The organism is Leifsonia shinshuensis, from assembly GCF_022606355.1.
Lineage (GTDB): Bacteria > Actinomycetota > Actinomycetes > Actinomycetales > Microbacteriaceae > Leifsonia > Leifsonia shinshuensis_B.
Genome location: NZ_JAHHZQ010000004.1, coordinates 623,399 through 643,800, shown reverse-complemented (window position 1 = coordinate 643,800; position 20,402 = coordinate 623,399). Strand labels below are relative to the sequence as shown.

At 72.3% G+C, this 20,402-nt stretch carries 15 protein-coding genes; 7 read left to right on the top strand and 8 right to left on the bottom strand.

The annotated features are described in order from the left end of the window. Positions 1-139: 139 nt before the first annotated feature. Positions 140-1,483 (top strand): zinc-dependent metalloprotease, encoded by a 1,344-nt coding sequence (locus KNO15_RS18400; protein ID WP_241705246.1) that lies wholly within the window; start codon positions 140-142, stop codon positions 1,481-1,483. A gap of 96 nt (positions 1,484-1,579) precedes the next feature. Next, entirely contained in the window at positions 1,580-2,521 is a 942-nt protein-coding gene (locus KNO15_RS18395; protein ID WP_241705245.1) for a hypothetical protein, read from the top strand. On the opposite strand, the gene KNO15_RS18390 is transcribed toward KNO15_RS18395, so the two are convergent. Further along, positions 2,403-4,112 (bottom strand): ATP-dependent helicase, encoded by a 1,710-nt coding sequence (locus KNO15_RS18390; RefSeq protein ID WP_241705325.1) that lies wholly within the window; start codon positions 4,110-4,112, stop codon positions 2,403-2,405. The genes KNO15_RS18395 and KNO15_RS18390 overlap by 119 nt on opposite strands. Positions 4,113-4,177: 65 nt before the next feature. After that, the gene (gene nudC, locus KNO15_RS18385; RefSeq protein WP_241705244.1) at positions 4,178-5,200 is read right to left on the bottom strand and encodes an NAD(+) diphosphatase; all 1,023 of its coding nucleotides are present in this window, start codon (positions 5,198-5,200) and stop codon (positions 4,178-4,180) included. A gap of 80 nt (positions 5,201-5,280) precedes the next feature. On the opposite strand from nudC, the gene KNO15_RS18380 reads away from it, so the two are divergent. Continuing rightward, positions 5,281-6,330, top strand: coding sequence for a phosphotransferase (locus KNO15_RS18380; protein ID WP_241705243.1), 1,050 nt, complete (start codon positions 5,281-5,283; stop codon positions 6,328-6,330). A gap of 81 nt (positions 6,331-6,411) precedes the next feature. Here KNO15_RS18380 and KNO15_RS18375 read toward each other — a convergent pair whose 3' ends face one another. Together KNO15_RS18375 and KNO15_RS18370 are read right to left on the bottom strand one after the other, a co-directional pair. Further along, a complete protein-coding gene (locus KNO15_RS18375) occupies positions 6,412-9,738 on the bottom strand; it encodes an ATP-dependent DNA helicase (protein ID WP_241705242.1) in 3,327 nt (1,108 codons plus the stop codon). A 13-nt stretch (positions 9,739-9,751) separates the two neighbouring features. Next, complete coding sequence (locus tag KNO15_RS18370) at positions 9,752-12,856, bottom strand: ATP-dependent helicase (protein ID WP_241705241.1); 3,105 nt, start codon at positions 12,854-12,856, stop codon at positions 9,752-9,754. Positions 12,857-12,964: 108 nt separating this feature from the next. Here KNO15_RS18370 and KNO15_RS18365 point away from each other — a divergent pair, with 108 nt between their 5' ends. Next, the gene (locus KNO15_RS18365; RefSeq protein ID WP_241705240.1) at positions 12,965-13,189 is read left to right on the top strand and encodes a DUF3107 domain-containing protein; all 225 of its coding nucleotides are present in this window, start codon (positions 12,965-12,967) and stop codon (positions 13,187-13,189) included. A 9-nt stretch (positions 13,190-13,198) separates the two neighbouring features. Beyond that, on the top strand, positions 13,199-13,501 hold the full coding sequence (locus KNO15_RS18360) for a hypothetical protein (RefSeq protein WP_241705239.1): 303 nt from the start codon (positions 13,199-13,201) through the stop codon (positions 13,499-13,501). A 143-nt stretch (positions 13,502-13,644) separates the two neighbouring features. Here KNO15_RS18360 and KNO15_RS18355 read toward each other — a convergent pair whose 3' ends face one another. Next, positions 13,645-14,385, bottom strand: a complete 741-nt coding sequence (locus tag KNO15_RS18355; RefSeq protein ID WP_241705238.1) for a ferritin-like fold-containing protein — start codon at positions 14,383-14,385, stop codon at positions 13,645-13,647. Between the two features lie 123 nt (positions 14,386-14,508). Here KNO15_RS18355 and KNO15_RS18350 point away from each other — a divergent pair, with 123 nt between their 5' ends. Continuing rightward, positions 14,509-15,984: a DEAD/DEAH box helicase gene (locus tag KNO15_RS18350; RefSeq protein WP_241705237.1), complete on the top strand. Its 1,476-nt coding sequence runs from the start codon at positions 14,509-14,511 to the stop codon at positions 15,982-15,984. Between the two features lie 96 nt (positions 15,985-16,080). On the opposite strand, the gene KNO15_RS18345 is transcribed toward KNO15_RS18350, so the two are convergent. Together KNO15_RS18345 and KNO15_RS18340 are read right to left on the bottom strand one after the other, a co-directional pair. After that, positions 16,081-17,235: a hypothetical protein gene (locus KNO15_RS18345; RefSeq protein ID WP_241705236.1), complete on the bottom strand. Its 1,155-nt coding sequence runs from the start codon at positions 17,233-17,235 to the stop codon at positions 16,081-16,083. Positions 17,236-17,285: 50 nt separating this feature from the next. After that, the gene (locus tag KNO15_RS18340; RefSeq protein ID WP_241705235.1) at positions 17,286-18,152 is read right to left on the bottom strand and encodes a PHP domain-containing protein; all 867 of its coding nucleotides are present in this window, start codon (positions 18,150-18,152) and stop codon (positions 17,286-17,288) included. A 33-nt stretch (positions 18,153-18,185) separates the two neighbouring features. Between KNO15_RS18340 and KNO15_RS18335 the strand changes: the two genes are divergently transcribed. Further along, on the top strand, positions 18,186-19,706 hold the full coding sequence (locus KNO15_RS18335) for an aminopeptidase P family protein (RefSeq protein WP_241705234.1): 1,521 nt from the start codon (positions 18,186-18,188) through the stop codon (positions 19,704-19,706). A 74-nt stretch (positions 19,707-19,780) separates the two neighbouring features. Here KNO15_RS18335 and KNO15_RS18330 read toward each other — a convergent pair whose 3' ends face one another. Then, the gene (locus KNO15_RS18330) at positions 19,781-20,392 is read right to left on the bottom strand and encodes a general stress protein (RefSeq protein ID WP_241705233.1); all 612 of its coding nucleotides are present in this window, start codon (positions 20,390-20,392) and stop codon (positions 19,781-19,783) included. Between the last annotated feature and the right edge of the window lie 10 nt (positions 20,393-20,402).

Genomic DNA, 20,402 nt, shown 5'->3' with positions numbered 1-20,402 from the left:
CGTGTTCGCCACGGGCGCACAGCGCACCGCGCAGCCCGAGCCGATTCTCACCCGGCTCACGACGATCACGGGCTAGCGTAGATCCCAAGCCTGGAAAGCCGTAATCAACGGCGGATCCATTCGAGACGAGGGGCGCACCATGGCCGACGATCCGAACAAGGAACCGGACGACGAGTTCCGGGACATGCTCCGCGAGTTCCTGTCGGGCGACTCCTCGATCGACCCGAGCCAGCTCGCCGGCGCGGCGGGGCTCCCCAACGATCCCGCCGCCATCCAGCAGCTGCTGGGTCAGCTGCAGAACGCCCTCCTGAACCCGGGAGGCGGCATCAACTGGGACCTGGCGTCCCAGCAGGCGCGGACGCTCGCCGGCGAGGGGGCGCATCCGGTCACACCCGCCGAGCGCTCGGCACTCGATCAGGCCTTCAACGTCGCCGCACTCTGGCTCGACGAGGCGACGACCGTCGCGGGTCTCCCGACGCCTCCCGAGCTCATCGGCCGCGCCGAGTGGGCACGGCAGACCATGCCGCTCTGGACGCAGCTGGCCGAGCCGGTCGCACTCAGCATCTCCGACGCGCTCACCCGGGTGCTCACCGAGCAGGCGCCCGAAGAGATGCAGGGCATGATCCAGAACGCCGGCCAGGTCATGCGCTCGGTCGGTGGCGCTCTGTTCGCGATGCAGCTGGGCCAGGTCGTCGGGCAGCTCTCGAAGGAGGTCGTCTCCGGAGGCGACATCGGCATCCCGCTGCTCGCCGACGGAGCAGCGGCCCTCATCCCCCAGAACGTCGCCGAGTTCGGCGACGGCCTCGACATCCCGCTCGACCAGGTGCAGCTGTACCTGGCGGTTCGGGAGCTCGCGCACGCCCGGCTGTTCCGGCACGCCAAGTGGCTGCGCCTGCAGCTCATCACGCAGATCACCGCGTTCGCACGTGGCATCACGATCGACACCGACCGCCTGGAGTCGCTCGCCGAGGGCTTCGACCCGGCGAACCCCGAAGAGCTGCGCGAGGCGATGGTCTCCGGCGCCCTGATCCCGCCCAAGACCGAGGAGCAGCAGGAGGCGCTGGAGCGCCTGGAGACCGTGCTCGCGCTCGTCGAGGGCTGGGTCGACGTGGTCACCGCCGGCGCCACGCGGCTGCTGCCGAAGGCCGATGCGATCGCCGAGACGGTCCGGCGCCGACGCGCGGCAGGAGGCCCTGCCGAATCCGCGTTCGCCACGCTCGTCGGCCTCGAGCTGCGCCCACGCCGGCTGCGCGACGCCGCGGCGATGTGGCAGGCCGTCACCGATGCCGTCGGCCAGGAGGCACGCGATCACCTGTGGTCGCACCCCGACCTCCTCCCCCAGGCGGCGGACCTCGACGACCCGTCGGCGCTCGTCGCACGGCTCACCGCGGCGGCATCCGGACAGGAGCCGGAGCGCGACGAGTTCGACCAGGCGATCGAAGACCTGCTCCGGGGCGACGGAGAGCGGCCGACGGAGAGCTGAAGCCCCGCGCCCCCGGCCGCCTGTGGACGTGGCCGGTGAGCGCCTCGGGCTGTGGATAACGCGGAACGAGGGTCCTCCGGCCGCCAGGATGGCCGGATGGTCTACCAGCTCGATCCCACGATCCCCCGCGTCTGGCGCTCGCCGCACGCCCTCCAGTTCGGCGTGGACCGTCCGCGCCTCGTCCTCGACCCGCTCGATGCCGCCGGCGAGCGGATGGTCTCCGCGCTGGCCGGCGGAGTCGCGATCGGCGCCCTCCGCCTCATCGCGCGCAGCGCCGGCGCGGATCCGGGTGCCGCCGACGCCCTGGTGGCGCGGCTGGCACCCGTGCTCGCCCCCGACATCGATGGCCTCGACGCCCCTGCGCGCGAGGCGATCGTCGTGCTCGACGGCACCGGCCCCACCGCGGCGCGGATCCTGAGCCTGCTGCGCGAGGCCGGGGTCGACGCCCGCAGCGGCCTCCCGGCGGACGACCCCGCGGTCGACGACGCCGCCGTGGCGATCGTCGTCGGATCGTACGCCGTCGCTCCGCACCGCCACCAGCGCTGGCTGCGTCGCGACATCCCGCACCTGGCCGTGGTGTTCGGCGATGCCGGCGCGACGGTCGGCCCACTGGTGCGGCCGGGAGAGACGGCCTGCCTGCGCTGCCTCGACCTGCATCGGCGAGACGGAGACCCGGCGTGGCCGGCCCTCGCCGCCCAGCTGCACACCCGACCGGCGCCCGGCGAGTCGGAACTCGTCTGCGGTGCGGTGGCCTCCGCCGCTGCGACGGTCGTGCTGGCCGCGCTCGACGGGCGCACGACGGCGATGGACGACTCGGGGGCGGAGGCGCCGGGCGGAACCGTCACCGCCTCCCGCTACGACGCAGGGTCGGCCCGCTGGAGCGAGTTCGGCTGGGAGCCGCATCCCGAGTGCGGGTGCCTCAGTCCGCTGGCTCTGCCGTTCGCGCCGCCGCGCGCGGTGCCGCGAGCTCGGCGAGGAACCGCGACGGCTGACGCGACACCGGACGACCCGGCTGGCTGCCGCGCTGGGCCCAGCTGAGCCGAAGCCGATGCCGCGCGCGCGTGATGCCGACGTAGAGCAGCCTGCGCTCCTCGTCGACCTGCTCGAACGTCGTCGCGTAGCTGATCGGCACGAGTCCCTCCGAGAGGCCGACCAGATGCACCGAGTCCCACTCCAGGCCCTTCGCCGCGTGCAACGTCGCGAGGGTGACCGCCGACAGCGTCGGCTCGTGCTGGCCGGCCTGGCGTGCGAGCAGCTCGTCGGTGAACCGGCGGAACGTCGCCCCCTCCGGCATCTCGTCGACGAGGCCCATGATCGCGTTCAGCGACTCCCACCGCTCGCGCACGGCACCGCGGCCCTCAGGAGGCCGCACCGACCACCCGAGCGTGCGCAGCACATCGCTCACCGATTTGAACAACGGCTCGTCTGTCGCGGCCACACTCGCCGCTCGCAGGGTCATGACCGCCTGACGAACCTCCGGCAGGTCGAAGAACCGCTTCGATCCGCGCAGCTGATAGCTGATCCCGAGGTCTCCGAGTGCCTGTTCGAGAGCAGCGGCCTGCACGTTGACGCGATAGAGCACCGCGATGCTCTCGGGTCGGGCGCCGGCCGCGAGTTCCTGGGCGATGCGCCCGGCGACCGCACGCGCCTCCGCGCGGTCGTCCTCGAACGCCTCGGGAGCCGGCACCTCGTCACCGGGGCGGGTCTCGCGGACCGCGTGCAGCGTCAACGCGCCCGACCGCCCGCGCATCAGACGGTTGGCCGTGTCGATCACCGGAGGGGCCGAGCGGTAGTTCTGCTCCAGCCGGACGACGGTCGCGCCGGGGTGTTCGCGCTCGAAGTCGACCAGGTAGTCGCTGCGCGCGCCGGCGAACGAGTAGATGGTCTGGCTCGCGTCGCCGACCACGCAGAGATCACGCCTGGTGCCGAGCCAGAGCCCGAGCAGCTCATGCTGCAGCGGCGAGACGTCCTGGTATTCGTCGACGACGAAGTACCGGTACTGCTCGCGCACCTGCATCGCGACCGACGGCTCGGTCTCGATCATTCCGGCGCACACGAGCAGCACGTCCTCGAAGTCGATCTGCTTGCGCTCGTCCTTGAGCTCCTCGTAGGTGCGGTGCAGGTCGACGAGCTTCTCCGCGGTGAGTGCGCCGGGCAGCGGACGTGAGGCCAGGGCCGTGGCGTAGTCGTCCAAGGTGAGGCTCGAGACTTTGCGCCACTCGATCTCGGCCGCGACATCGCGCAGGGTGGCGGTGTCCACCCGCAGCCCCAGTTTCTCCGCGGCGTGGCCGAGGACGCGGCCCTTGCCGTCGAGCACGCTCGGAAGCTGACCGCCGACGACCTGCGGCCAGAAGTAGTTGAGCTGGGACAGGGCGGCCGCGTGGAACGTGCGCGCGGAGACGCCGCCCGCACCGAGCTGACGGAGCCGCCCGCGCAGCTCCGCCGCGGCGCGGTTGGTGAAGGTCAACGCCATCACCCGGTTCGGCGTGAAGGCGCCGGTGGCGACGCCGTACGCGATCCGGTGCGTGATCGCACGGGTCTTGCCCGTGCCGGCGCCGGCGAGCACGCACACCGGACCGAAGAGCGCCTCTGCGGCGACGCGCTGCTGGGCGTCCAGACCGGCCAGCAGCGCCTCCGGCCCCGAGACGCCGCTCGTGCCCGCCGGGAGCCCTGTGCCCGCGGGGCGACCAGTGCTCACGGGGCGACCGGCGGCTCATCGAGCGACCCGCCGTACCAGTCCTCGATCAGAGCTCGCGCGATCGACGACCGGCCGGGCAGGATGACCTGGTCGCGCGCCGCCCACAGTTCGTCCCGGCTGAACCAGCGCAGGTCGAGGATCTCCTCGCCGTCCGGCGTGAGTGCGGCGGGCGGCTGGTCGTCGGCGAGGCGCGCCGACATCCCCACCATCACGGACGCCGGGAACGGCCACGGCTGCGAGCCCTTGTACCGCGCGTCGACGACCCGCACGCCGGCCTCCTCGAAGATCTCGCGCTCGACGGCGGACTCGAACGACTCCCCCGGCTCCACGAAGCCCGCGAGCAGTGAGTAGCGGGAGTGCTCCCACATCGCGTTCGAGCCGAGCAGCAGCCGGTCGTCGGCGTCGAGCACGGTGACGATGACCGCAGGATCCGTGCGGGGGAACACCTCGGAGCCGTCTTCGAAGCAGCGCCGCACCCAGCCCGCCTGCTCGACCACCGTCGGCGTGCCGCAGCGCGGGCAGTGCGTGTGCGAGGCGTGCCAGTTCGCGATGGCGAGCGCCTCGGTGAAGAGCCCGGCGTCACGGTCGCTGAGGGCGGTCGCCACGGTACGCAGGTTGCCCCAGCGCGCCTCGTCGGGCTCCAGCTCGCCGGCGGCCGCGTCGGTGAGCACCTCCAGCACGATCGCCGACCCGGCAGGCTCCCCCGGCACGTCGATCAGCGTGCGCCCGAGGTACACACGGAGCAGGGCGGCGGTCACCCGCTCGACGGGAAGCAGCTCGAGCGCGGCGGGGCCGGCGTCCGGGGCGCTCCAGCCGTCGGCGGACGGCGTCGCGGCGGCGACGCTCTGCGGCGTCAGCAGCGCACGGCCCTTCCAGAGCGCGAGGACTCGCGTGGTCGGTTCCTCCCACAGCTCGTCGAACAGCGCAGGCCGGGAACGGGCCGCGTGATCGCGGTCGATGGCGTGACGGGAGAGCGGGAGGGCGGCGAGCGGCAGAGCAGACGTCGGAGCGGACGACATCGAGAACCCTTCGAGGACGGGGCGGACGTGCAAGGCGTGGCGGAACTGCCCACGCGCGGAAGTCCATTTAGCCTAGGTCCATGGCCAGATCCCCTCTCACTCTAGCCGCGCTGGCCAGCTCGGCCGTGCCCGACCTCACCGTCACCGGTGCTCGGCGCCACTCCGCCGACGGAGCGGGCGAGTTCGACTCCGCCGTGCTCACCGCGTCGGACGGAAGCGCCTGCATCGTGCGTGTGCCGCTCACGCAGGCGGCAGAGACGGAGCAGAGCTCCGACCTCGTCGCCCTCCGTGCGCTCACGACCGGCATCCGCAGCCGGCTGCCGTTCGACGTTCCCGGCTATCTCGGCCAGACTCCGGTCGGCGGCACGCGCGCGATCGTCTACGACTTCCTCCCGGGCGAGCATGTCGCCGTCGAGGACGTGCCGCCCGGCGACGGGCTGGCCGGTTCGATCGGCCACGCCATCGCGGCCATCCACACACTTCCCACCAGCTTCGTCGGCGAGGCCGGCCTCCCCGTGCTCTCCGCAGCCGAATGCCTGTCGTCGACCGCCGCCCTCATCGAGTCGGCCGCCTCGACCGGTAAGCTGCCCGCCGCGCTGCGGGAGCGCTGGCGCGACGCGGTCGCCGACCACTCGATCTGGCAGTTCCAGCCGACGGTCATCAACGGCGCTCTGACCGCCGACTCGTTCCTCGTCGACGGCGAGACCGTCGGCGCCGTCCTGGGCTGGTCGGCACTGCGCGTCGGCGATCCGGCACGCGACCTGCACTGGCTGCTGGCGATGAACCCGGAGGCCACCGACGGCGCGCTCGTCGCGTACGCCTCCACCCGTCAGGTCGCCACCGACCGGCAGTTCACGCAGCGTGCGATGCTGTACGCCGAGCTGGAGGTCGCCCGCTGGCTCCTGCACGGTCGCGAGCTGCGCGACCAGAGCATCGTGGACGACGCGGTGCAGATGCTCGACGGATTGGTGGACCGCGTCCACAGCAACGCGGTCACTCCGCTGTCGACCGCGACCGGCCCGATCATGGCGATCGACGACGTCGAGGCCCTGCTCGACCGGACTCCCGGCGATCGCGCCTCCGTTCGCTCGGGCGGCATGCGCCCCGTCGACGACTCCCCGGCCGGCTGACCCCGCTTTTCCAGCTGAGAGGCACGTTGTTGTCCCTTTCGGCGCCCGAAAGTGACAACAACGTGCCCCTCGAGGACAGGGTCAGCGCGTCACCGACGCCCACAGGTCGGCGAGCTCGGCCTCCGAGTACAGGCGGCGCGGGCGGATGACGCGGTCGTCGGCCACGAAGTAGAACACGGCGTCGATCCGCGCGGGGTCGATGCCTGCGTGGCGGGCGTAGGCCAGGCGATAGAGCGCGAGCTGAAGTTGCTTGCGTTCCAGGTCGTCGTCGTCGCGCGGCGCCTTGCCGGTCTTCCAATCCACGATCTGGACGTCGTGGTCGCCCCCGCTCAGCGCGTACACGGCGTCGAGCTTGCAGACCACCACCTGGCCGGCCAGAGTCACGTGGATCTCCAGCTCCACCTCCTGCGGAGCCTTCGACGCCCACTCGCTCGCCGCGAACGTCGCCTGCAACTCGGCCAGCGCCTCCGCACCCAGGAGCTCCCCCGCCGGATCGTCCAGCTCGGTCGCTGCCGAGTCGAGCTCGTCGGAGGCGCCGCCCGGTACGCCATAACGCTCCTCGACCCAGCGGTGGAAGAGGGTGCCGAGCCGGGTCTGGCGGTAGGGCCGTTCGGGCATCGGCCGGCGCAGCTGCGCCGCCACCCCGGCCGCATCGCTCACGAAGTCCTTGAAGCGCGACGCGGGGATGCGCGTCGGCAGCTCCACGAGCCCGTCCTCCGCCTCACGGCGGGCACGCTCGGCGAGCAGCAGATCGACGTCGAGCGCGTATACCCCGCCATCGCCCGGGCCGCGCTCGCGGGCGGAGCGCACGGCCTCGGCCGCTGCCTCCACCCGGCTCCGGCGCGGGCCGAGCGGGTCGAGCGGCCACAGCACCGTGCGCGACTCGGGCGCGAGAGGGTTCTCCTCCGGCTCGTCACACGGAGGGAACGCGTCCGGCGGCAGGAGTCCCGCCTGCTGGAGCTCGAGGAGGTAGGCGCCGGGCCCGCGCGGACGCGACTGGGTCGACCAATAGGACCCGCTCAGCAGGAGGCTCTCGCGCGCGCGGGTCACCGCGACGTAGATCAGGCGGCGCTGCTCGTCGAGGTGCCTGCTGACATTGGCGGCCTCGAAGGCGGAGATCGCCTCGTCGACCTGTTTCTGGTCCTCCGCCGTTCGCCACGGCAGCACGGGCAGTTCGGCCGAGTCGCCCCGGAACTCGTTGGGCAGCTGACCGAAGGCCAGCCAGCCGCGCTTGCTCTGCGGCGGTCCCGGCAGCTCGCCGTCGACCATCCGCGGCACCGCCACGACGTCCCATTCCAGGCCCTTGGCGCCGTGGATGGTCAGGATCTGCACAGTGCCCGGCTCGGCATCCTCGCTGCGCGGCGCGAGGTTGTCGCGCTGCTCGGCCTCGGCCAACCACGCCAAGAACGAGCCGAGCGTCGCCCGGTCGTCGCTGGCGAGGTAGGAGGCGACCTGCTCGGCGAACGCATCGAGCGAGGCCTGCCCGAGTTGCGCCGACTCGTTCGCCGCGACTTCGATATCGAGCCGCAGCTCCTGCTGCACGAGGGTGACCAGGTCGAGGAGGTCGAGCCCCGAACGCGAGCGCAGCTGGTCGAGCTGACGCCCTGCCGCGCGGAGGCGCTCCAACCCGACCGCCGAGAACGCGGACAGCTGACCGTGGCCGTCCGGCGCCTCCACGACGAAGTCGAGAGCGTCGACGAGGGAGGCCGACTCCTCCGCCACCACCGAGCCCCGCAGTCGTTCCCGGACCTCGGGGTCGAGGGTCTGGAAGCGGTGGTCGCGGGCGGCGAGCCAGCTCGCCACGCGGCGGAGGGCTGCGATGTCCCGCGGGCCGATGCGCCAGCGCGCCCCGGTCAGCAGCCGGATCAACTCGGATCCGGCCGTCGGATCGTGCATGACCCGCAGCGCACTCACCAGGTCGGCGACCACGGGCTGCTCCAGGAGGCCGCCGAGACCGAGGACGTGGTACGGCACGCCGCGCTCCGCGAGCGCACCCGTGAACGCGTCGATCTTCTTGATCGAGCGGCAGAGCAGCGCCGCGGATGGCGGCAGGCCGGTGCGATCCCGCTGGGCCAGCCGCGCGCGCAGCCATTCCGCGATGCCGGCCGCCTCGTCTTCGACGGTCTGGCCGAAGAGGTGGTCGAGCTCGCCCGCCTTCGCTCCGGGGCGCGGTTGCAGCAGCTCGACGTGCACCGGGGATCCGGCAGAGAGCGGCGCGACGAGCGTGTTCGCCGCATCGAGCACGCGGGTCGGATTGCGCCAGCTGGTGCTCAGCGCGTACGACGCGGCGCCGTCCCGGCGTCCGCCGAAGTCGATCGGGAACCGGCCGAGGTTGGCGGCGCTCGCGCCACGCCAGCCGTAGATCGACTGGTGCGGGTCGCCGACCGCCATCACGGCCTCCCCCGAGAAGAGCGCGGCAAGGAGCCGGGTCTGCACGACCGAGGTGTCCTGGTACTCGTCGAGGAGCACGACGCGATAGCGGCGGCGGTAGTCCTCGACCACCGACGGGATCCGCTCGCACACGGACAGGGCGAGCGCGACCTGGTCGGAGTACTCGACGAAGCCGCGCCGGCGCTTCTCGTCGGCGAACCGCTCCGCCAGGTCGAGCAGCGGTGGCAGCGACCCCACCGCGGCGACTGCAGTACGTACGGAGGCGTAGGCGTCCTTTACCCGGCCGCTGCCCGTCGGCAGGTCGAGCAGCCGCGCGAAGCCCTCGACCATCCGCTGCACATCGTGCGCGTCTGCGACGTTCTCGCTCAGCGCCCTGCTGAGCTCCAGGACGGCGGTGGTGACCGCGTCGACGCTCTTGTCGAGCTCGACGAGCCGGTCGTCCGAGCTGGCGACGACGACGCGGCGCGCGAGCTGCCAGGCCGATGCCTCGCTGAGCACGGCCGACTCGGGCTCGCGTCCGATCAGCAGCGCGTTCTCGCGGAAGATCGCGTTCGCGAAGGCGTTGTAGGTGGCGATCTCCGGGGCGTCGAACGGATCGAACGCCACCTCGCTGAGGCCGGAGGCGGCCAGCTGCTCGATCCGTCGCCGCACGCGCTCGGCGAGCTCGCCGGCGGCCTTGCGTGTGAACGTCAGCCCCAGGATCTCCGGCACCCGCACCAGCCCGTTGGCGAGCAGCCAGACCACCCGGTTGGCCATCGTCTCCGTCTTGCCGCTGCCGGCACCCGCCACCACGATCGCCGGCGCCAGCGGGGCCTCGATCACGGCTTCCTGCTGCGGGGTCGGTCGTGGGAGGCCGAGCGCTTCGGCGATCTCCGCGGCGCTCAACCGGCGCGTCGGGCGCGCAGGCTCCTGCCCTGCGGCCGCCGCGGCGAAGGCCTGCTCGACCAGGTCGAGCACCGGCTCAGCGCTCTCGACGCCCAGCTGGTCTGCGAGGTCGAGAAGTCCGTCGTCGTTCATCTCCGCACCCCGCTCACGCGCTGACCGCCGGAACCAGATGGATGCGATACCCGTACGCCGCGTGCGGGTCGCGGTCGCCGAGGTCGACGACTCCGGCGAAGGTCGCTCCCGCCATCCCCTCCGCAGCGGCGGCTACCCGCTCCTCGAGCCGGCGCAGGGACTCCTCGTCGACCCGCTCCTGCACGACCTCGCGATACGCCTTGCCGCGCACGCCCTTCGCGACGAAGAGGAGCTTGGCACCGCCCGGGGGTCGCTCGCCCGCCTCGACGGCGCCGTGCTCGAGGGCGAGCTGGTAGGCGCCGAGCTGCGCGTGGGAGGCCGTCTCGGCCGCGCTCGGCACGCTGCGGCCCGTCTTCAGGTCGACGATCACGACGGCGCCGTCGGGAGTCTCCTCGACGCGGTCGATCTTGCCGCTGATCCGCGCCCGTCCGAGGTCGAGCTCGAAAGCCCCCTCCGATCCGAGCAGCCGGCCGCCGGCGCGCTGGAAATCGCGCAGGTACTCCGATACGCCCGCGACGAGCCCGCGGGTGCGGCGGCGCTCGCGCTCCTCGATCCAGGGCGACTCGAACTGCAGCTGCGTCCACCGGCGTTCGATGCCGGCCCAGAGCACGTCGACGCTGGTCTCGTCGGTCGCACTCGCCTCCTCCAGCACCGCGTGCACCACCGTGCCGATACCCGCTGCGAGGCCGCTCGGGGATGCCGCCATCTCGTCGACGAACCACACCAGCGGCGACTTCTCGTAGGTGCCGAGCCGCGACGGGGACACCTTCACCATCGCCTCGGGGTCGTCCAGGTCGACGAGGGGCTCCGTCGTCGAGGGCTCGACGAGCCCATACCAGTCGGCGGGATCCGCGCCCTCCACGCCGGCGTCCGCCAAGCGTGCGAGGGCGTCGGCGGCGTCGGGCGATCCGGTCGCCACCAGCCGGCGCCGCAACCGCCCCACCATGCCACGAAGCGACAGCGGGTGGATGCCGGGGTCGTCGTCGTCGACCGCGAGACCGGCCGCCAACCGTAGGAAAGGGGACGGCTGCTCGTCGTCGTTGGCCGTCGCGGTCAGCACCACCTGCCTGCGCGCTCGGGAGATGGCGAGGGCGAACATCCGCAACTCGTCCCCGAGCACTTCGGCGCGTTCGTCCGCCGTCTCCGGGCTACGCCCTGCGAGTGCGTCGTCGAGCTCCTGCGGGTGCAGGAGCGACCCGCGCAGCCGCAGGTTCGGCCACACGCTCTCCTGGAGGCCGGCGACCGCCACCACGTCGAACTCGCGACCGACCGTCGCGCTCGGAGTGCACACCAGGACCGCGTCGCCGGTGGTGCGCGCCGCGAGGGTGTCCTCCGGAACCTCGGCGCCCAGCAGCTCGACCACGAAGTCGGCGGCCGGCCGCTCGGGTGAACGCTCGACGAAGCGCCGGGCCGCGGTGAACAGCGCGACGACGCCGTCGAGGTGCCTGTCGGCTTCGTCCGCCACGATCCCCGATCGCTCCGACTGCTCCAGCCAGCGCGACGCCAGACCGCTGCGCTCCCACGCGTGCCAGAGCAGCTCCTCGATCGTCGCCCCTGCCGCGGCCTTCTGCCGGCAGCCGCGCAACGTCTCAGCGAGCCGCGCAGCGCGCCGCGCGGGTGAGGAGTCGATCGTGGCCAGATGCGCAGGGTCGGTGAGCGCCTCGACCAGGAGGTCGTCGCCCGGCCGGTTGCCGTCTCCGGCGAGCTCCTCTTGGCGCAGGGCGAGACGCAGCCGCCGTAGGCTCACCGCGTCGAGCCCGCCGAACGGCCCGATCAGCAGCTCGGTCGCGATCTGCGGGCTCAGCGGCTCGGCGTCGAGGGCGACGCCCGCGATCGTGACCAGCTGGCGCGCCGCGTAGTCGTCGCGCAGCGGGCGACCGGCGATGCTGGTGGTGGTCGGCACCTCGGCGACGGCGAGCGATCGTGCGAGACCGGGGATGTGCGCCCCGGACCGCACGACGACGGCCATGCTGCTCCACGGCACGCCGTCGATGAGCCGGCGCTCGCGCAGCAGGCGCGCCAGTCGGGCGGCCTCGGCGGGCGCGGACGCCGCACGCACGATCAGGACCTCCGGCCCGGAGTCCTCCGCCGGTTGCCGCGCGGGAACCGCGACCCTGTGCACCCCTGCCGCCGCCGCGCCGATGCGCTCGGTGACGCGGGAGGTGAGCTCCCGCAGCACGGGTGTCTGCCGGTGGGCCGTGCCGAGGACGATGCGGGTGACGGGCACGTCGAGACGTGCGCCGAGCTGTCCGAGGGCGGTGACCTCCGCCCCGCGGAAGGTGGTGGACGCGACGTCGGGGTCGCCGAACGCGATCACCGCCACACCCCGCGCAGCGACGGCGCGCAGGAGCGCGATGGTGGCGACCGTCGCCTCCTGGAGGTCGTCGACGAACACGGCCCGCACGCCGTCGAGCGAACTGCCCTCGCGTACGACCGACACCGCGGAGGCGATCAGCTCGGCGGAGTCGACGTAGCCCCCGCGGAAGCTGTCGAGCACCGTCTGGTACTCGGCGATGAACCGGGAGGCCGCCCTCCACTCGTCGCGGCCGGTGACGGCGCCGAGCTCGGCCAGGCGCGCGGGCGAGACCCCGCGCTCTGCGCACCGGCCGATGAGCTCGCGGAGCTCGGTGCGGAAGCCGCGCAGGATGCGAACCTCCGGGCCGAGGGAGGCAGGCCAGACCGGGCCCGTTCCGTCTTCCAGGTGGCCGTTCAGCAGCTCGGCGATGATCTGGTCCTGGTCGCCGCCGGTCAACAGCCGCGGCGGCTCCCAGCCGCGACGTTTCGCCTGGTCTCCCACCAGCTGGAACGCGAGCGAGGTGGCGGTGCGCGCCAGCGGGCCGGGCGTCGGCACCCCCAGTCGCAGGGCGATGCGGTCGCGAAGGGCGGTCGCGGAGGCCCGGGAGGCGCTCAGCGCCAGCACCTGCGAGGCCGCGTAGCCGCGTCCGTGCACGCGCTCGGCGATCGCCTCGACGAGCACGGAGGTCTTGCCGGTGCCCGGCGCGCCGAGCACGGCGGCCGACGCGCCGTCCGGCAGCTGGAGCACCCGGAGCTGCGCAGGGTCGAGCTCGAGGACCCGGTCGGCATCGCCGATGCGCTGTCGGAAACCTCGGGCTGTCATGTCCTTCACGGTATCGGCGTCCGCCGACAGAGAACGCGACCGAGCCCCGCGAGCCGCGTGCCGTAGTCTGAACTCGCAACCGCCGGTCTGATTCGAAAGGCACATCCCGTGGAGATCCGCATCGGAATCGTCAACGCCCCCCGCGAGCTCAGCTTCGAGTCGGCCCAGTCGGCCGAGGAGCTCACCGAGCAGATCCAGGCCGGCCTCACCAGCGGCAACGGCATCCTCAAGCTCTCCGACGACAAGGGCCGCGTCTACATCGTCCCGACCGCCGGCATCGGGTACGTCGAGGTCGGCACCGAGGAGTCGCGCCGCATCGGCTTCGTCGGCTAGATTCCTCGCGTGGAACTGCTCTTCGTCGCGCTCGCCGGCGCCATCCTCGGCCTCGGCGCACGGTACCTCCTGCCGCACCGACACACGCACGGCTCCGTGCTCATCCCGGCTCTCGGGGTGAGCGTGGCGTGCATCCTCTGGGTCGCCCTCACCTGGGCCGGCCTGAAGTGGAACGGCGGCTGGATCTGGTGGATCACGCTGCTCGGCACGGCAGCGATCGTCGTGATCGCGGACCTCGTCATCGGGCGGGTGCGCACGAGCCACGACGACAAGCTCCTGCACACGCTCGCCAAGGGCGCCGTCGCCCGCTGACGCGAGCGCGTCGTCGCCTGCTGACGCGAGCGCGTCGCCGCCAGCGGAGGAGGTCGGCGCCGAAAGCGCGCGCAACTCCTCCGTCGGCCGCCGTTCGGAGCAGTCTCGGGGTGAAACTCCTCCGTTGCCGACGGCGGCTGCGGTCAGGCCGTCAGGCCGAGGGCATCCATCCGGCGTGTGTGCGCGGCGATCAGCTCGGTGAAGATGGGCTCGATCCGCTCGTCGTCCGCGGCGCGGTTGCCCGACAGGTGCAGGGCGGAGCGGGCGACCAGCAGCGTGTCGCCGACCAGCCTGCGCCCCCACATCGCCAGGCGCGACCCCAGCTGCGGATCCGCCTCGATCTCGGCGCGCAGCACCTCCAGCAGGCCCTCCTGCCCGGAGTCCGAGCCGAGCAGCTGCGCCACGCGCGGGCCGACGTCGCCGGGGAGGCCGGCCGCGAGCCGGATGAAGAAGTCGTCGAGCAGACCGCCCGTCATCAGGGCGGAGAGCAGGGTTTCCCGCCAGTCGGCGCCGACCAGCAGCGCCCGGAATCCCTCGATCTCGTCGGCGAACGGCCGCATCACTGCGGAGGGTTCGTCGCCGCGACGCCGGATCTCGGCCACGATGCCCTGGTGCTTCGACAGCGCCAGGCCTGCGGCGACCGCGACGGCCTCCTTGGCGCGCAGCGCGTCGACGCTCCGTGCCCCCGGCGCGTCGGTGTCCGCCGCGACCCGTGACAGCGTCTGGAACTGCTCCAGCTGCAGATAGGCGGCCTGGCCCAGGTAGGGCAGGAGGTCGGGCATCACCTCGTGCAGGTCGACGCGCACGGACGGCGGCCGCGGGGCGCGCTGCGCGAGGCGGGGAAGCTCCACCGCGGGGCGGCGTCTGGTGAACCAGGTTGACACGTACAGCAGTGTAACGGGGACGTCCAGTAGGCTTGTGGTGCCGTCGGCGCAGGATCGACGGCCCTGCGCCTGCGAAGAGAGACAGGGCGTGGACTCACTTTTCGACCGACAGGCAACATTTACGTGACTTTCTCCGAACTCAATATCGACCAGGACATGGTGGACGCCCTCGCCAGCAAGGGCATCGTCGAGCCGTTCCCCATTCAGACTCAGACCATCCCGCTCGCCCTCGACGGCCAGGACATCATCGGCCAGGCCAAGACCGGAACGGGCAAGACCTTCGGCTTCGGCCTCCCGATCATCCAGCGGCTCGGGCTGGACCCGGCGCCTGGCGTGCAGGCGCTCGTGGTGGTCCCGACCCGCGAACTCGCCGTCCAGGTCTACGAAGACCTCGAGCAGGCCGCGTCCAACCGCTCCACCACGGTCACCGCCATCTACGGCGGCAAGGCGTACGAGGGGCAGGTCGCCCAGCTCAAGGCCGGTGCGCAGATCGTGGTCGGCACCCCCGGCCGGCTGCTCGACCTGGCCGGCCAGCGCCTCCTGAACCTCTCCAACGTGCGCGAGATGGTCCTCGACGAGGCCGACAAGATGCTCGACCTCGGCTTCCTCTCCGACATCGAGAAGCTGTTCGCCCAGACCCCGGCGACCCGGCACACGATGCTCTTCTCCGCGACGATGCCCGGCCCGATCGTGGCGCTGGCGCGCCGGTTCATGACGCGCCCCATCCACATCCGCGCCACGGACCCCGACGAGGGTCAGGTGCAGGCGAACATCAAGCACCTCATCTACCGCGCGCACTCGCTCGACAAGGACGAGGTGGTCGCGCGCATCCTCCAGGCCGAGGGCCGGGGCAAGACAGTCATCTTCACCCGCACCAAGCGGGCGGCGGCCAAGCTCGTCGAGGAGCTCGGCGACCGCGGCTTCAACACCGCCGCCGTGCACGGCGACCTCAACCAGGAGCAGCGCGAGCGCGCGATGGCCGCGTTCAAGGCCGGCAAGAAGGACGTGCTGATCGCGACCGACGTGGCCGCGCGCGGCATCGACGTCGACGACGTGACCCACGTCATCAACCACACCATCCCCGACGACGAGAAGACCTACCTGCACCGCGCGGGCCGCACGGGACGCGCGGGCAAGACAGGCGTCGCGGTCACGTTCGTGGACTGGGAAGACCTGCACAAGTGGGCGCTGATCAACCGCGCCCTCGAGTTCGGCCAGCCCGAGCCGACGGAGACCTACTCGTCGTCGCCGCACCTCTATAGCGATCTCGGCATCCCGGAGGGCGCCAAGGGCCGGCTCAAGTCGACCCCCGCGGTCAAGGCTCCCGAGAACCAGGACGGCGCGCGGCGCGACTCCACAGGGCCTGCCAACCAGGGCGAAGGCCGCTCGCGCAACCGTCGCCGTCGCACCCGCTCCGGCGGGGCGGGTGACGAGGGCACGACGGCTCCCGCGGCGGCCCCGGCCGACGGCGGCGAGCAGAAGGCCGCGGCCGCAGGGACGCATGACGGAGGCGGCGCGCAGCACCGCGACGGCAACAGCGCACCGCGCCGGCGTCGCCGTCGCTCGCGCGGCGGCTCGCCCGCGACGCCGGCGAGCTGAGGCCGACCGTCACGGACTGACCCCCGCGAACAGACGGAGAACGCCGCCTGCCGAGATCGGCAGGCGGCGTTTCCTGTCAGCCGTTGGGGTGGACGCTCAGTACCAGTTGGGGTCGTGGCTCATCTCGAAGTTCCAGGCCGCGCACGGCGATCCGTAGGCGCGGTTGATGTAGTCGAGACCCCAGTCGACCTGCGTGTTCTGGTTGGTCATCCAGTCGGAGCCGGCGGAGGCCATCTTGCTGGCCGGAAGGGACTGCGGGATGCCGTAGGCGCCACTCGAGCTGTTGTACGCGTCGGCGCGCCACCCCGACTCGTGGTTCCACAGCTTGATGAGGCAGCCCATCTGGTCCTGCGCCCAGCCGAACGCGCCGAGTCGGCTGGATGCGTAGGCCTGCGCCGCCGCCGGGTCGACGTTCATGCCGGGCGGCGGTGCGAAGCCGTCGGAGCCGCCCCCGCTGTTGGCGGCCTGTTGCGCGGCCTGCGCGGCCGCCACGCCCGCGGCGTACTTCTGCTCCACCGACGCCTCGGTGTTCTGCAGCGACGCCAGCTGCGCGTACAGCGTGTTCGCGTGCTGCTTCTGGTCGGCCAGCTGCGCGTCCGCCGCCGCCTTCGCAGCCGTCGCGACCTGCAGTGCCTTCTGCGCGTCCTTGTCGAGCTGATCGCGGATCTTCTGCGCCGCCGTCGCCTGGTCGCTCAGCGCCGCGGCCGCATTCTTCTGCGCTGCGGCCTGGGCGAACATGCTCGACGCCTGGTCGGCGAGCCGGGACATCGCGCCGAGCTGGTACAGCAGCGACGGCTGGGCCCCGCCCGTCGTGGACGCACGGGGTGCCCCTGCGCCGCCGAGGAAGAGCCTGATCGACACGTCGGAGGTCCCCGAGCGCGTCAGCTGCGCCGCGAACTTGCCGCTCTCGGCCCGCAGCTGGTCGGCCTTCGCGGCTGCCGCCTGCGCCTGCTGCGCGATGTCCTGCGCCCTGGCCGTCGCTGTCTTCAGGGCGGCCTCCGCCTGGCCGTACTCGCCGAGGCGTTTCACGGCCAGGTCGCCTGCGGCGTTCGCCGCCGTCTGCAGGGAGGTCAGCAGGGCGTTGATGCGGTCGACCTCGCCTTGTGCGGCGGCCGCGTTCGCCTTGGCGGCCTGCACGTCGTCCCACGAGGGGTAGCTGTCCGCGTTCGCGGGTGTCGCGCCGCCCGCCACCGTGAGTGCGCAAACCAGCGCTGCAACCGTGATCGAAGACGTCCAGACTCGCCGAGCCACTCGAACCTCGCTTCCCGATCCCCGCCGACCAGGCTAACCGCAGGTTCGGCTCACGCGTAGAAGGGCGCCGCGCCTGTCGCTTCTTCGATCATCCGGTCGACGACGGCCGGATCGGTCGTGTTCTCCCCCAACCGGTTGGGCTTGCCCGCGCCGTGGTAGTCGCTGGAGCCGGTGATCGCGAGGCCGTACTTCTCGGCGTAGCGGCGCAGCTCGGCCACGCCCTCCGGCCGGTTCTCGCGGTGGTCGAGCTCGAGGCCGAACAGTCCGGCGTCGACCAGCCTCCGCAGTCGCTGCTCCGGGATCACGCCCCGGCTGCTCGTCGCCGGGTGCGCCAGCACGGGTACACCTCCCGCGCCCCGGATGAGACGGATCCCCGTCATCGGATCCGGCGCGTAGTGCGGCTGGAAGTAGCCGCTGCGCCAATGCAGGATGCCGGCGAACGCGGCGCTGCGGTCTTCGGCCAGGCCACGCGCGACGAGGGCGTCGGCGATGTGCGGGCGACCGACGGTCGCGCCCTCGGTGGCCTGGGCGAGCACGTCGTCCCAGGTGACGTCGTAGTCCTCGGCGATGCGGCGCACCATGTCCTCTGCGCGGCGCATCCGACCCTCCCGGATCCGCAGCGTCTCGGCGACGAGGGCGTCGTCGGCGGGATCGAAGAGGTAGCCGAGCATGTGGACGCTGGCGAACTCGACGCGCGTCGACAATTCCATCCCCGGAATCACCGTCACCCCGACCTGCGCCCCCGCACCGGCGGCCCCGGCCCAGCCGGCCGTCGAGTCGTGGTCGGTGAGCGCGACGGCACCGAGCCCCGCGACGGCAGCGGCGCGCACGAGCTCGGCGGGGGTCTCCGTGCCGTCCGACACGCTCGAGTGCGTGTGGAGGTCGACGGGCCCGCGGAACCGTCGCTGCGCAGCCATGCCCTCCATCCTAGGAGTGGAAGAATGGTCGGCATGTCGTCCGAGAACACCACCGCACCCGCCAGCACAGAGCAGGACGCCCCGCGCGCCACCGAGAACCGGTCGACCACGCCCGGTTCGGACGCGTTCCGCGCATACATCGGCAGCGACTGGGCGGAGCGCCCGGAGGTGGTCCCCGGTGCCCGCGAGCAGGCGTCCTACGCTGCAGCGCGCCGCGCACGCGTATCCGAGCTGTACCCCGGGCGCCGGCTGATCATCCCGGCCGGTCGGCTCAAGCAGCGCTCCAACGACACGGACTTCTCCTTCCGCGCGCATTCGGCCTTCGCGCACCTCACCGGCTGGGGCTCGGACTCGGAGCCCGGCAGCGTCCTGGTGCTCGAGCCGAACGGTTCCGGACACGATGCGACCCTCTACTTCCGGGAGCGCGCGGGCCGCGACTCCGACGAGTTCTACGCCAACCCCGAGATCGGCGAGTTCTGGATCGGCCCCCGGCCTTCGCTCGCACAGGTCGCCGGCGACCTCGGCCTGCCGACCCGCGGGATCGCCGACGTGGAGGCCGTGCTCGACGCGGTCGACGCCGCCACCCTCGTGCTGCGGGAGGCCGACCCCGACCTGACCGACCGCGTCGATGCGACACGGCTGGTCCTCGCCGCCGAAGCGGGCGCCGACCTCGACCCCGAGGACCACGGCGACGACGACGCTCTCGCGCGCGACCTGTCCGAGCTGCGCCTGGTCAAAGACTCCTTCGAGGTCGCCGAGCTGCGCGCGGCCATCGCCGCGACCGCGTCCGGCTTCGACGACGTGATCGCCGACCTCCCGCGCATCATCGCCCACCCGCGGGGCGAGCGGCTCGTGGAGGGCGTCTTCAACGGGCGCGCCCGCGCGGACGGCAACGCGGTCGGCTACGACACGATCGCCGCCAGCGGACCGCACGCGTGCATCCTGCACTGGACGCGCAACGACGGACCCGTGGTGCCCGGCGACCTGATCCTGCTCGACGCCGGCGTTGAGGTCGACAGCTATTACACCGCCGACATCACCCGGACCTTCCCCATCGACGGCACGTTCACCGAGACCCAGCGCCTGGTCTACGAAACGGTGAGGGAGGCCGCGGACACCGCGTTCGCGATCGTGCGTCCCGGCATCCGGTTCCGCGAGATCCACGCCGCTGCGATGGCGGTGATCGCCCGCCGCACAACCGAGTGGGGGCTGCTGCCGGTGACCGCGGAGGAGGCGCTGCAGGCCGACAACCAGCACCACCGGCGCTACATGGTGCACGGCACTAGCCACCACCTCGGACTCGACGTGCACGACTGCGCCCAGGCCCGACGGGAGATGTACCTCGACGGCGTGCTGGAGCCCGGCATGGTCTTCACCATCGAGCCGGGGCTCTATTTCCAGCCCGACGACCTGACGGTCCCCGAACGGTTCCGCGGTATCGGCGTGCGCATCGAGGACAACATCCTCGTGACCGCCGACGGCGCAGAGAACCTCTCGATCGCACTCCCCCGCACCGCGGACGACGTGGAGGCGTGGGTGCGACGCCTCAGCTGACACACCTAGCACGAAGGGCACGTAAGCGCCCCTAAAACTCGGTTTCAGGGGCGTTCACGTGCCCTTCGCTGGTCTCAGGCGGGCGGAGCGGGCGGGGCAGGCGGCGCCGGAGGGCGCTCGTCGTCGCCGGTCGGCGGCGCCGGCGGCGGGTCGGACGGGTGCTGCGGCTGCGCCCACCCGCCGGACGCGGGAGCGATGTCCGGCTCGGCGCCGAGGAGGTTGCGTGCGCGGTTGACGAGGTCGGGGTCGACCAGCACCGAGTAGCTCGTGGCGATCACCTGCATCACGGAGGTGTAGTCGCGGCGTCGGCGGTTGATCGCGTACGACACGATGCCGAACAGCATCCCGAACCCGGCGCCGATGAGCACGGCCGCGATCACGAAGGCGTAGCTCACGGTCGGCGAGAAGATGAGCAGCAGGAGGCCGAAGAAGATGCCGAGCCAGGCACCGGAGGCCGCACCCGCCAGCGCGACACGGCCCCAGGTCAGCTTTCCGGTCACGCGCTCGACGCTCTTGAGGTCGCTGCCGACGATCGACACCTTGTCGACGGGGAAGTCGGCGCGAGCCAGAACGTCCACCGCCTGCTGCGCGTCGAGGTACGTCTCGTAGGTGGCCACGACCTCTCCCCGAGGCATCGTCGGGAAGAGCATCCGGTTTCGTCCGCCGAGCGGGCTGGGAGTGGTCATGCCCCATTCT

Bases quoted from the DNA above. Each gene is read 5' to 3' on its own strand.
- KNO15_RS18340 (WP_241705235.1), bottom strand. From the start codon at position 18,152: ATGGCTGCGCAGCGACGGTTCCGCGGGCCCGTCGACCTCCACACGCAC.
- KNO15_RS18330 (WP_241705233.1), bottom strand. From the start codon at position 20,392: ATGACCACTCCCAGCCCGCTCGGCGGACGAAACCGGATGCTCTTCCCG.
- KNO15_RS18370 (WP_241705241.1), bottom strand. From the start codon at position 12,856: ATGACAGCCCGAGGTTTCCGACAGCGCATCGGCGATGCCGACCGGGTC.
- KNO15_RS18375 (WP_241705242.1), bottom strand. From the start codon at position 9,738: ATGAACGACGACGGACTTCTCGACCTCGCAGACCAGCTGGGCGTCGAG.
- nudC (WP_241705244.1), bottom strand. From the start codon at position 5,200: ATGTCGTCCGCTCCGACGTCTGCTCTGCCGCTCGCCGCCCTCCCGCTC.
- KNO15_RS18400 (WP_241705246.1), top strand. From the start codon at position 140: ATGGCCGACGATCCGAACAAGGAACCGGACGACGAGTTCCGGGACATG.
- KNO15_RS18380 (WP_241705243.1), top strand. From the start codon at position 5,281: ATGGCCAGATCCCCTCTCACTCTAGCCGCGCTGGCCAGCTCGGCCGTG.
- KNO15_RS18335 (WP_241705234.1), top strand. From the start codon at position 18,186: ATGTCGTCCGAGAACACCACCGCACCCGCCAGCACAGAGCAGGACGCC.
- KNO15_RS18395 (WP_241705245.1), top strand. From the start codon at position 1,580: ATGGTCTACCAGCTCGATCCCACGATCCCCCGCGTCTGGCGCTCGCCG.